Source organism: Marinobacter sp. E2 (genome assembly GCF_055755345.1).
Map to the genome: position 1 here is coordinate 1,459,001 of NZ_CM146911.1, position 12,456 is coordinate 1,471,456.

A 12,456-nucleotide genomic window follows, 5' to 3' on the forward strand; every position below is an offset into this window, starting at 1 on the left:
AACACCCAAGACAATTGCGGATAACGCAACAGCGACGCAAATGCCTCGCTCAAACGAAATCACTATCACACTCTATCCCGTCCCCCCAGTGATCAACCGTTTTGCCTGACGACCATAGCGGTCTGGAACCACCTGATCCCATCCCGAACTCAGAAGTGAAACAGACCAGCGCCGATGGTAGTGTGGCGTTGCCCATGTGAGAGTAGGTCATCGTCAGGCTCCTAATGCCTAAAACCCCAGCATCCCCGATGCTGGGGTTTTTTATTGGCCGGATAAAATCTCTCTGGTGTGCTTAAGGCAGCCAGATTTCGAACACTCCGCCACCAAAGCTCCCGCCGTTGTGAAGCTTGATCGATCCCTGGCGCCCGCCCTCACTGTGAAGACTTGCTACCGAAGACGCAAAGAACAGTCCAAGGCTGGTGCTGCCGCTGTTGAAGTCCAGTGCCTTGAAGCTCAGAGTGCCAGTATGCTGCATGCTGTCAGGGTAACCCCGGCCATCGTCCTCAACTCCGATCACGAGATACCCGTCCCGTTGGCTCGCCGTCAGCCGGATTCTGCTCTTGGTGTATCGAATGGCATTGTTGATGGTGTTGTTGAGCACGCCGGTCAGCAGATCCGCATCGAAGAAGCCGTTGATCTGGTCTGCGTCTATTGAGTAATTGATGCCAAGGCCTTCCAGGAGGGGCGTGTGGCGTGCCATGTGTTCCGAGAGAAAGTCCGGAACAAAGTGTTCTTCGATGTGCGCGGAAAGGTTGTTTTCGCCGAGACGATAGATGCCAAGTAACTGCACCAGGTCATTGTGCATGCGCTCGGCTTCGTACTGCAGGGTGTTGAAACGAGAGGATTCACCGAGGGTCTGTTCGTGTTCCGTCCGCAACTCATCCAGGGAATTCAGCAGCATGCCCAGAGAATTTTTCATGTCGTGCACGGCCGATGCGAGCACCATGGAAAAGTCGATGTTCTGGTTGTTCATTCTGAAAGCCCTTTGAGTTTGCGTTGTAAGGCGACGTAGCGTTTGTGCTGCCTGTGCTGGGGAGGCAGGTCGGAGAGACGGTCCAGACAGGTCTGACACCGGCGTAGCAAGCCTGTGTCCGCCGGATTCTTGCCGTGTTCCTTGAGAAGCACCTGAACCAGGTTCAGGTTGAGTGCCGCATGGTCTGGCACAATTTCCAGCGCCCGGGCAAAAGTGTCGGCAGCTTCCTGGAGCTTGCCTTCCTCGAAGGCCTTTATGCCGTCACGGTTGAGCGACCGTGCCTTGATCTTCTGGCGGAAGCCGACGGGTTCGTCGAGCAGGCTTTCGATCTTCTGAAGGATATCCGGGTCGTCACTGAACCGGTCCGACATGTTGGCAAGTAGCGCCTTGGCTTCGCTGTCCTGGCCCATGCGGAACAGGGTTTTGGCAAAATCCAGACCCGTTTGGGCGCCCATGGCAGACGGGTCACCCGCTTCCGATCGTATGGCCTGCAGCATTTCGTTGGCCTGCCGCGTGTGGCCCTGACCGGCGTAGACACGGCACTGGACAATCTTGCTCCGAAGGCCGATTCCTTCTTCCTCCGGAAAACGCTTTTCCATTTTCTTGAGCACCGCGAGGGCTTCCCGTGCCCTTGCGGTCCCTTCCTCGTCCTGATCGCCTTCGCTGAGATCCGAGAGGGTCTTTCCGAGTGCAAGATAATGCTCAGAGTTGTCATGGATGGAGTAGGTGCCCAGTTCCACGGTGCGTCTCCAGGCCTCCGAGGCAGTATCCATATCCTGGTTTGAGCCTGCCAGCTCGGCCAGGTGCTTCTGGCGGAGGAGGGCGTTGGGCGAGTGTTCAGCGGCCTTCTCGAGGATTTGCTGTGCCTGGGTAGGTCGTCCCTGGCGTTCCAGACCCTCGGCCAGGAGGTCATAGGCCTCCATGTAGTCGGGATGCTTGGCGATAAGCTCCTTGAGGTTCTGTACTGCTTCATCGAAGCTGCGGTTGGCGAGCAGCACCTTGCAGCGCCCCAGCTGGGCCCAGGAAAGCTCGCGCTGAGATAGCACGTCGTCGTAGATCTTGAGCGCGTGGGAGAGATCACCGAGGCGGAAGTAGAGATCGCCGAGGGTTTTCATCAGCCAGGTCTTGTAGCGTGGCTGTCGGGGCAAGGCCTGGAGGCACAGTGAAATGGCTTCCGGGTAGTTTTCCCGATCGATTTCCCGGTTGATCGGCATAAGCGCGTTTCGTTGGCTGATCAGGCTTCCCAGGCGCTTCTCCAGTACGGCTCGATTGATGGGTTTGGTGAGATAGGCGTCCGGTTGGTATTCCCGCGCCCCCATTACCATTTCCTTGGAGGTTTCCGCGGTCACCATCAGAAACAGCGACGAGCGCTTGAGCAGTTTCTTGTGGCGCAGTTCCTCCAGGATATGCTGCCCGTTTCGTCCTTCTCCCAGATTGAAGTCACACAGTACGACGTCAACGTGGTTGTAAGTGCAGTACTGGATCGCCTGATTGGCGTTTGATACCAGTTCGATCTTGTCGGCACCGCAACTCCGGAGCATCTGACGCATGGACAGACGGAAATTCTCGAAATCGTCTATAACCAGGTAGGTCAGCTTCCCGAACGGGTTAAAATCACTGCTGGAATCGGTCATGGGCGTTTCTGCTTGAGCTGTTTGTTAACCAGCGCCCGCAGTGCGGCCGGTTTAACGGGTTTGTAGAGGACCTGATAGCCGCGATTGATGGCGTCCTCCCGGACTTCGGGCGCCATATAACCAGTAACCAGGATACCAGGTATTTCTTTGCCCAGATTTTCCCTGATGCTGTCCATGGCGTCGAGACCATTCTTGTTATCATCAAGCTGATAGTCGGCAAGTATAATGTCTGGCTGTTGCCCGTCCAGTTTCTCCAGGGCGTCTTCGAGGCTCTCGGCGGCGGTAACATCGCATTTCCAATTGCTCAGCAGGGCCACCATTCCCTGCAGGATGGTCGGGTCGTTATCAATACACAGGAAATGCAGCCCGCCCAGGTTCGACACGCGCCGTGAACTGCTTGCGGGCCGGGCTTCCGACGGCACGGTCTGCTCGGGCGGTGCTACCGGCACGGTAATCCCGAAAACGCTTCCTCGCCCCTGTACCGAGTGCACGGTGACCGGGTGGTTGAGCATGCCGCTGATCCGGTCAACAATTGCAAGGCCCAGCCCGAGTCCTTTCTTATCCCTGCCGTGCTGGAATCGCCGGAACTCCTCGAAAATGTGCGTGAGCTGGTCTTCCGGAATACCCGGACCGGTGTCCCAAACCTCGATGCGGATATAGCCCTTCAGACGTCGGCAGCCCAGAAGGATTTTGCCCTCCGGCGTGTACCGGATGGCGTTGGAAAGGAAGTTTTGCACAACACGACGAAGCAGTTTGGCGTCGGACCGAATCCAGACACTGCTGGGTACCACGTGGAGGTCCAGATTCTGATCCTTGGCGATGGCGGAGAAGTCGGTGGCCAGGTGGCGCATGATATCGTTCACGGGGAATACCCCGATGTCAGGCTCCAGGGCGCCGGCGTCCAGTTTGGAGATATCCAGCAGTGTGCTGATGATTTCCTCGGCGGCTCCCAGAGAGCTGTCGATGTGGTCCACCAGGTCTTTCATCTCGCCATCGTCTGCTTTGCCGGCAAGGGCTGAGGTAAACAGCCGGGCGGCATTGAGCGGCTGCAGGAGGTCGTGACTCGCCGAAGCCAGAAAGCGTGTCTTGCTCTGGTTTGCCTGTTCTGCCACAGACTTGGCTTTCAGCATCTGTTCGTTAATGACCTGCAGTTCCTGGGTCCGCTCCTTCACGCGCTGCTCAAGGTAGATATTGGTTTCCTTCAGGGCCTGCTCGGTGCGGCGCATGGCAGTGATATCCTGGAAGGTGGTCACGTAACCCCCGCCGGGAATGGGGCTGCCATCTACCCGGAGTACGGTGCCGTCTGGTCGCTGTCGTTCATAAGACATCGGACGGCCTTCGCGCATACTGCCGCATCGGTCTGCGACAATTTCATCGATCCGCCGGGCCGAGAGATTGGCGTTGGTCAGGTTGTAGCGCATCAGGTCCTCGACCGGTCGGCCGACCCTGACAAACCCCTTGGGATAGGTGAAGAGTTCCAGATACCGGTGGTTCCAGACCACCAGTTGCTGCTGGTGATTGACCACCGACACGCCCAGACTGATGTTCTCGATGGCAGACTGCAGCAGCTCCCGACTGAACGTCATGGCCTGTGAGGCCTCATCGACGATACTGACCACATCTTCAATCTGCATGTCGCGGCCGGTCAGGGTTGATTCCAATACCACCCGGGCCGTAGACGCACCGATAACCGACGCCAACTGCCGTTCAATGTATTTCATCAGGTGGGCGGATGCCGGCCTGTGCGGGTGAAGGCGAATAGCGTTACGGCGCTCGTAGTTCCGGAAGATGGTCTCCGAGCGCTCATCGCCCATGAAGCGGTCGGTCAGCGCCTGCAGGTCTGAGGTCAGGATCTCGCCCTGCCAGCTCTGGTGCTGGGCGGTTTCGGCGCGAGGTTGGGGGTCGTGGAAGAAGGAGGCGATCTGGATCTTCTCGCGCACGCGCTGACGGGTGACCAGCGACAGCAGTATGTAAACCACGGTGTTGATGCCCAGGCTCCAGATGATGCCATGGCTGATCTGATCCAGGTCCGAGCCGAAGAGGGCCGTAGGACGGGTCCAATTGAGCCCCCACAACCCTTCTTCAATCAAGGTGTTTGATACCCAGCCGGTGGTTACCAGCGCGGGCAGCAGCAGCGTGTAACACCACATCAGGAAACCGAGCCCGAGGCCCCAGACGGCGCCCACGTAGTTGCCACGACGCCAGATGATGCCGCCCACGAGGGCCGGACCAAACTGGGCCGCGGCCGCAAAGGACAGCAGGCCGAAGGCGGTCAGGCTGTAGTCCTCACCTGCCATCCGGTAGAAGCCGTAAGCGGTGAGCAGAACCACAAAGATGGCGACTCGGCGAATGCTCAGGAGCAGAGAGCTGAGGTCGGCACGCCGGTTCATTCCCGGGCGGAAGAACTTCAGCAGCGCTGGCATGATGATCTCATTGCTCACCATGGTGGCGATGGCGACGGAACACACAATAACCATGGCAGCCGCCGCTGAACCGCCACCCAGGAAGGCCAGGATGGCCAGCCATTCCTCACCCGCCAGGATGGGCAATTGGAGAATCAGGATGTCGGGGTTGCCTGACCCGGACTCGGGCATCAGAAGACCCGCCGCCGCAATGGGCAGCACGAAGGCGCTGGCGACTATGAGATAGATGGGCATCGCCCATCGAGCAATCTCGAAGTCCCGGTGGTCCGTGTTTTCCACCACCATTACATGGAACTGCCTCGGCAGACAGATGATAGCGAACATGGCGATCAGGGTCTGGGTAATGAAGGCGGGCGCCTCGATGCCATCGGTGGTCAGGGTTCCGATCAGGTCAGCCTCCCTGACTCGTGAGAACAGGTCGCCAAAGCCGTCGTACAGGCCAAAACCCACGAACAGGCCGACCGCAACAAAGGCCACCAGCTTGATCAGTGATTCGAACGCCACCGCCTGGATCATTCCCCGGTGGTGTTCGGTGGATTCAAGGTGTCGGGTCCCGAACAACACTGTGAATACCGCCAGTGCCAGCGTGATGTACCAGGCGGAGTCAGTCCAGGCAGCGGAGCTCAGCTCGTCATAGCCGGCACCGGTCTCGGACAGAACATTGAAGCCCATGGCAATGGCTTTCAGCTGAAGCGCGATATAGGGCACGCTGCCAATCAGAGCGAAGGTTGCGATCATGGCCGCCAGAAGCTGGGACTTGCCGTAGCGGGAGGCGATGAAATCGGCAATCGAGGTGCTGTTGCTGCGTTTGCTGATGTAGATGATCCGGCGCAGCAAAGGCGCGCCAAACACAAAGACAAGCAGGGGGCCCAGGTAGATGGGCAGGAACGCGAGTCCCTCCTGGGTGGCGCGACCAACGGCGCCGTAGAACGTCCAGGAGGTAAAGTAAACCGCCAGGGAAAGTGCGTAGATGTGGGTTCGCGCCAGGCGCCGCCGATAGAGGCCGGGGTGCTTGTCGCCGGCCCATGCAATCACGAACAGAATGGAGATGTAGGTGATGGATATAAGGGCCAGCAACCAGGCACTAATCATAATGCGCGTTCCCTTCTCGGGTCGATGTCAGCGGTGTTGAGTCAGGTCCCGGTCAGTCCTCGCAGACGGTCTGGAACAGCGGATCATTGCTGCCAAGCACTTTCAGGTTATCCACCCTTGGAGTGCCGTCAGACCCCAGCGGAACCAGTTCGCGGCTGTCGCAGTTGATCAGATGCACGCGGTGGGAAACCGCATCGGTCATTTTCTGCTCAAACTTGTACAGGGTAAAACGGACAATCTCCTCGCGGTCGGTGTCCCGGGTGATGCTGTTCACATCAACCGTGGAAAATGCCGTCACGTACGGGAAGACGAAGGTCCAGGGGCGCCACAGAATGCCGTCTGATTCGGTGTTTACAATCACCGCTTCCTCGGGCAGCAGGGTCTTCTTGTGATCGTACCAGGTGTACTCCGTGTAGATCAGATAGCCAAGCATGCCAGCGCCGGCAAACACCGGAATGATCCACCTGGGAGCTTTCTGGCGGGTAACCGCGCGGATGCCGAGCGCAATGCCGGCGGCGCCAAGACCGCAGAATACCGTGGCGATAAAAGTCCAGAACATAAAATCGTTTCCTCAAAAAAGAACGGGCTCCCTCATTGAGGAAGCCCGTTCAGTATCAACCTGTCAATTCATGGAATGGATCAGGTTGAGATGTTGCTTAGTGGTCTTGAGCCTGACCGGCACCACGCGGGTAACGGACGCTTTCGACCAGTTCCTGAATCTCAACGGGCGGTTCTTCAGTTGCGTTGGACACAATGAAGGCTACCGCAAAGTTGACGATTGCACCAACCGCACCGATAGACAGCGGGGAGATGCCCAGCACCCAGTTATCCGGAGTGTCTGGCAGGTTGTTGGTGCCCGGGATGAACAGCCAGCCCTTGTACACGAAGATGTACACCAGGGTGAAGGCCAGACCGGTCAGCATGCCTGCAATCGCGCCCTTGTTGTTAACCCGCTTGGAGAAGATACCCATCATCAGGGCCGGGAACAGGGACGCGGCGGCAATACCGAAGGCCAGGGCCACCACCTGGGCCGCAAAGCCGGGTGGGTTGGCACCCAGGTAGGTCGCGACCACGATGGCAACGGCCATCGAAATCCGCGCTGCCATGAGCTCGCCTTTCTCGGTGATGTTCGGGTTGATCGAACCCTTGATCAGGTCGTGACTGACCGCCGAGGAGATGGCAAGCAACAGACCGGCCGCTGTCGACAGTGCTGCTGCCAGACCACCGGCTGCGATCAGGCCTACTACCCAGCCGGGCAGGTTGGCGATCTCCGGGTTGGCCAGTACCAGGATGTCCCGGTTAACGGTCAGCTCGTTGCCGGCCCAGCCGCGCGCTTGCGCTTCATCAGCAAAGGCAGGGCTGTCGTTGTAGTGCTGGATGCGACCGTCGTTGTTCTTGTCCTCGTACTGGATCAGACCGGTGACTTCCCATTCCTTCACCCAGTTCGGACGCTCCTCATAGAGGATCGGAGCCGCGTCGGTGCCGTCAGGGTAGATGGTGGTCATGAGGTTCAGGCGAGCCATGGAAGCAACGGCCGGAGCAGTCAGGTACAGCAGGGCGATGAACACCAGGGCCCAGCCAGCAGACCAGCGAGCGTCAGCAACCTTCGGCACGGTGAAGAACCGGATGATAACGTGGGGCAGACCCGCGGTACCGATCATCAGCGACAGGGTGAACAGAACCATGTTCAGCTTGTTGTCGATGTCAGCCGTGTAGGAGTTGAAGCCCAGATCGGTGATCACCTGGTTCAGCTTTTCCAGAATCGGCATGCCGGAATCCACGTGGGTGGAGAACAGGCCGATCGGGGGCAGGGCGTTACCAGTCAGTTGCAGGGAAATGAACACCGCCGGGATGGTGTAGGCGATGATCAGAACGCAGTACTGGGCAACCTGGGTGTAGGTGATGCCCTTCATGCCACCGAGTACGGCGTACACGAAAACAACCACGGCCGCGATGATCAGGCCCATGGTGGCGTCTACTTCCAGGAAGCGGGAGAAAGCCACGCCGGCACCGGCCATCTGGCCGATTACGTAGGTGACCGAGGCCACGATCAGGCAGATAACCGCCACCAGTCGCGCGTTCTTGCTGTAGAACCGGTCGCCGATGAACTCGGGCACCGTGAACTTGCCGAACTTCCGCAGGTACGGAGCCAGCAGCATCGCCAGCAGAACGTAACCACCGGTCCAGCCCATGAGGAAGGTGGAGTTGGCATAACCACCGGCGGCAATCAGACCCGCCATGGAAATGAACGATGCGGCCGACATCCAGTCCGCACCGATAGCAGCACCGTTGGTGATCGGGTGAACGCCGCCACCGGCAACGTAGAAGTCGCTGGTGCTACCGGCCTTTGCCCAGATGGCAATCAGGATGTAGAGGAGGAAAGAGCCCCCTACGAAGATGAGGTTAATGGCAAATTGGCTCATTCGTTCTTACTCCTCGTGCACGCCGAATTTTTCGTCGATCTTGTTCATGCGCCACGCGTAGTGGAAGATCAGAGCGATGAACGTGAGGATGGAACCTTGCTGGGCGAACCAGAAGCCCAGATCGGTACCACCAATCGCGATGCCTGAAAGCATCGGACGGAGCAGAATCGCAAAGCCATAAGATACCAGGGCCCAGACAATCAGGCTCCCGAATATCAGGCGTAGGTTTGCCTTCCAGTAGGCTTCAGCGTCGTAGCTATGACCTGACATAGGATCACTCCTGTGTTGTTGTTGTGGAGGTTGGGTGGGTTTTTGGTGAGGCACTTCGGTTAGAGAATTTATTATTCATATAAGTACTTCTCCGACTAGTTGTCTCTACCGACTTTACTGGTCAAGGGATTTATAGATATTGGCAAAAGGTCTAATTCTCAGTCATTTGCCGCACCCTTGCCCCAAAATTGTGCGGCCGTCGCCGATTCGATTCAGAAGCGATGCATGTTTTGAAGCCGGCGACGATAATGCAGTTTTTCCTGCAGTCCCTTGAGCGTTTTGACTCCGTCTTTCCGGGCCCGATTCAGGGCAATCAGGGTCAGTTCCGCCGTCGCCATGGCATCGGAGGCTGCGTGATGCCGTTCGCCGACTTCCAGGCCAAAGTAGTCGGCCCAGTTGTCGAGCCCTTTGCCACCGGTTCGGGCATCCGGGAAGAAGGCAGGCATGAGATCCGCCACATCCATCCAGGTGTGCGGAACGACGTATCCCAATTGGCTGCGCAAGGTCTTTTCCAGGAATTTCTGGTCGAAGGCGGAGTGGTAGGCCAATATCGGGTCGCCGTTCATCCATTCGAGCAGGTACAGCAGTGCGTCCTCCGTCTCATGACCCCGGGTAAGGGCTTCGGGGCCGATGCCGTGAATCAGCACGGTCTGGCTGATATCCAGCTCTGGCCGGCGGAGTATCAGGTCGAACTGGTCGCCGAGATGAATGACGCCGCCGCGTATGGCAACGGCCCCGATAGCGATCACCTCGTCCTTGCTGGCATTCAGGCCGGTGGTTTCAAGGTCCAGGACAATAAGGCGGCAGTCCGAGAGCAACTGGTCACCTGGGGTCTTCGGATTGGGCAGGTTGCCCGGGTCGTGGTTGCCTACGCGACCGCTTCGGCGCTGTCCAAGCCACTGTTTGATCTGTTCCAGCATAAAGACGAGTCCGGGAGTCAGAGTTGGTAGGTAACTTCCAGCTTCTGCTGAAGCCGCTGGGCCTGGCGGAAGGACTCCCGCAATATGCGGCGGTCAAGCGGGTTCAGGTCGTCCGGATCAATGTAGTTGGTCAACTCCTCTTCACGTGCCAGCATTTCCTGATGCGCCCGCATCCGAATGGCCTGGATCAGGCTGTACGCCTCTTTCCAGGCATTGGCGTCCTTGGGGTCGAAGATGCCCTTTTTCGCCAGCTCGTCCATGCGCTCCAGGGTGTTGGCGGTTTCCACCCCGTTGGCCAGCGCAAACACCCGCACCGCCTCCACAAACGGAGCCAGACCCTGGCGCTTGAGGTCGAGGGAGTGTTTCTTGCCGTCGGTCACGTAGCGAAAGTTGCGAAACATGGTCAGAGGAGGCTTCCTCTGGAAAGCGTTGCCCGCCAGCATCTTCTGGAATAGCGCATTCTTGCGGATGCGGGCCAGAACCTTTTCCAGCAATGCCTGCAGTGGTTCGGTAGGCCCGAACACGGCTCTCATATCGAGGAAGATAGAGGAGTACACCAGATTCTGGGGCGTGGAGGCATCGATAAAACGGATAAACCAGTCGTCCCACTCGCGTCCGCTCAGGCAGAGCTTGGGATTACTGGCCATGATGTTGCCCTTGCAGAGCGTGAAGCCGCAGTCTGCCAACTCCTTGTTAACGGTCTGCGCAAAGGGCAGAAGCTTTTCCCGTACCTGGTCTTCGGTCATGCCCTCCGGTGTTTCGAACAGGATGCCGTTGTCCTGGTCGGTCAGCAGGGTCTGTTCCTGCCGCCCCTCACTGCCAAAGGTCAGCCAGGTGAAGGGAATGCCCGGATCGTTTCTTTTCAGATTCAGCTCCAGAACCCGTCGTACCGTTACATCGTTCAGCGTGGTGATGATCTTCACCACCTGGCCGGAATCCGCACCGTGCGCGAGCATGGCATCTACCAGTCGGGACACATCAGCACGCAGGCTTATCAGGGTATTGAGGTGGGTGGCCGTGCCAATGGTGCGTGCCAGGTTCACCAGATCCACACGCTGCAGTGCGAACAGGTCCCGTTCAGACACCACACCGATGAGCCGGTGCTCATCATCGACCACGCACAGATGGGCGAAATGGTGCTCTGCCATCAGCATGGCCGCCTCAAAGGCATCTGCGTGGGAGGGCAGGCAGCAGGGGTCCGGCGTCATCACCTGTCGGATGGGTGTGTCGAGGGGCCCTTTGTCCTCGGCGATCATGGTTCGCAAATCCCGGAGCGTGAAAATACCGGTCGGGTGACGGCTGTCGTCGGTAATGATGATGCTGCCAACGTTGTTTTCGTGCATTCGGGCAACCGCCTTACGCACCGGCAGATCCGGCGAGCACACAATGGGGTTGCGCAGAGCGTAACGTTCCAGTGGCGTGTCCAGCGAAGTGCTCGAACCCATGGATGCCATGGCGTTGGACTGGATGCGACGGTTTACCTGATCCAGCAGACTGCTGACACCCCGCAGGCAGAAGTCGCGGAACGGCTCACTCTCGGAAAAAAGCGTTACAAAGGCGGCCTGTCCGATACTCAGGCAGAAGGTGTCGCCCGCCGCCCGGTGCAGGGTCCGGGTTGGGCGCTCACCGATCATGGCTGCGAGAGGAAAACACTCGCCCTGGCTTATCTCGAAGGTGGTTTCCGTCCGGCCCTCCTTATCGTTGTGGCGCTCACCACGGATCCGACCCTGTTTGACAACGTAGAACCGTTTGACGACACCCTGTTCCGGAGACAGCACTTCGTCTCCGTCTGCGTAGAACTGAATGGACGCATTCTCGGCAAAGTGGGCCAGGTGAGCGTCATCCATGCTGGAGAAGGGCGCGTGCTCGCGCAGGAAAGTCATGATGGCCCGGATGTTCTGGGGATTGTCGTGTTCCTGAATTGCTGCCGCCATGCCGTGTTCGCTCGCTGAATAGGGTGATCCGCTTGAAGTGTAGTTTATGCCCGGCACTCTGCTCCCTGAGATTTTCGTCGCACTCGGACTGATCCAGGTCAGTTTTCTTTATGGTCAGGGGGGCGGATGGTAAAGTCCGGATTGAAACAGGTGATTGAACGTAACGCCATGACGACCAAAGAAGAGCGCCTCAGCTTTCTTGAGGAAATGAAGGATGTGCGGCGTATCCGCAAGCCCAACCGGGCCGAGGTCACCACGCCGAGAGAACTGACGCCGGGGCATCTGGAGCGCCAGCGTGCGGCGGTGGAAAAGCCGATCCGGGACAATAACCCGCTCACCTCCGACATGGTGGAGCCCCTGACCGCTCAGGACGTGCTTTGCTGGCAGCGCCCTGGCGTACAGCACGGGGTGTTTCGTAAGCTGCGCCTGGGCCAGTATCCCATCGAGGCCCGTCTTGACCTTCATCGCATGACCGTTGAGCAGGCGCGGCGCGAAGTATTCGCCTTTATCGGCGACTGCCTGCGATACGGCCTGCGCACGGTGATCATTCTTCATGGCAAGGGTGAACGCAATCCCGACGGAATTGCTCAGTTGAAGAGCTACCTTGCCAAATGGCTGCCCGAGCTTGACGATGTTCTGGCCTTTCATTCGGCCCAGAAACACCATGGTGGAACCGGCGCGGTTTATGTCATGGTTCGCAAGGGCGAGCGGGATAAGCAGCGCAATCGGGAAATCCATGGAAGCCGCTAAGGCTTTGTATTTCAATTCTTGAACGTAGAGCCGCTCG

Annotated in this window: 9 protein-coding genes and 1 rRNA gene; 2 read left to right on the plus strand and 8 right to left on the minus strand. The window is 58.3% G+C overall.

The window, feature by feature from the left end; genetic code table 11:
* Positions 1-104: 104 nt before the first annotated feature.
* Positions 105-219, plus strand: a 5S ribosomal RNA gene (rrf, locus tag AC0J1C_RS06580).
* 73 nt (positions 220-292) lie between these two features.
* On the opposite strand, the gene AC0J1C_RS06585 is transcribed toward rrf, so the two are convergent.
* From AC0J1C_RS06585 to AC0J1C_RS06620, 8 genes are all read right to left on the minus strand, one after another.
* A complete protein-coding gene (locus AC0J1C_RS06585; RefSeq protein ID WP_473046120.1) occupies positions 293-973 on the minus strand; it encodes a sensor histidine kinase in 681 nt (226 codons plus the stop codon).
* A complete protein-coding gene (locus AC0J1C_RS06590; RefSeq protein ID WP_473046121.1) occupies positions 970-2,607 on the minus strand; it encodes a tetratricopeptide repeat protein in 1,638 nt (545 codons plus the stop codon). The genes AC0J1C_RS06585 and AC0J1C_RS06590 overlap by 4 nt, the downstream gene beginning before the upstream one ends.
* Positions 2,604-6,122 carry a hybrid sensor histidine kinase/response regulator gene (locus tag AC0J1C_RS06595; RefSeq protein ID WP_473046122.1) on the minus strand — a complete coding sequence of 1,173 codons (3,519 nt, stop codon included), beginning with the start codon at positions 6,120-6,122 and terminating at the stop codon, positions 2,604-2,606. The genes AC0J1C_RS06590 and AC0J1C_RS06595 overlap by 4 nt, the downstream gene beginning before the upstream one ends.
* A 52-nt stretch (positions 6,123-6,174) precedes the next feature.
* A complete protein-coding gene (locus AC0J1C_RS06600) occupies positions 6,175-6,681 on the minus strand; it encodes a hypothetical protein (RefSeq protein WP_473046124.1) in 507 nt (168 codons plus the stop codon).
* A 97-nt stretch (positions 6,682-6,778) separates the two neighbouring features.
* On the minus strand, positions 6,779-8,545 hold the full coding sequence (locus AC0J1C_RS06605) for a sodium:solute symporter family protein (RefSeq protein ID WP_375193850.1): 1,767 nt from the start codon (positions 8,543-8,545) through the stop codon (positions 6,779-6,781).
* A 6-nt stretch (positions 8,546-8,551) separates the two neighbouring features.
* Positions 8,552-8,815 carry a DUF4212 domain-containing protein gene (locus tag AC0J1C_RS06610; protein WP_375193849.1) on the minus strand — a complete coding sequence of 88 codons (264 nt, stop codon included), beginning with the start codon at positions 8,813-8,815 and terminating at the stop codon, positions 8,552-8,554.
* Positions 8,816-9,027: 212 nt separating this feature from the next.
* Positions 9,028-9,735 (minus strand): 3'-5' exonuclease, encoded by a 708-nt coding sequence (locus tag AC0J1C_RS06615; RefSeq protein WP_473046126.1) that lies wholly within the window; start codon positions 9,733-9,735, stop codon positions 9,028-9,030.
* A 17-nt stretch (positions 9,736-9,752) separates the two neighbouring features.
* The gene (locus AC0J1C_RS06620; protein ID WP_375193847.1) at positions 9,753-11,669 is read right to left on the minus strand and encodes a putative nucleotidyltransferase substrate binding domain-containing protein; all 1,917 of its coding nucleotides are present in this window, start codon (positions 11,667-11,669) and stop codon (positions 9,753-9,755) included.
* 150 nt (positions 11,670-11,819) lie between these two features.
* Here AC0J1C_RS06620 and smrA point away from each other — a divergent pair, with 150 nt between their 5' ends.
* Complete coding sequence (gene smrA / locus AC0J1C_RS06625; protein ID WP_375193846.1) at positions 11,820-12,419, plus strand: DNA endonuclease SmrA; 600 nt, start codon at positions 11,820-11,822, stop codon at positions 12,417-12,419.
* The last annotated feature ends 37 nt before the right edge of the window (positions 12,420-12,456 follow it).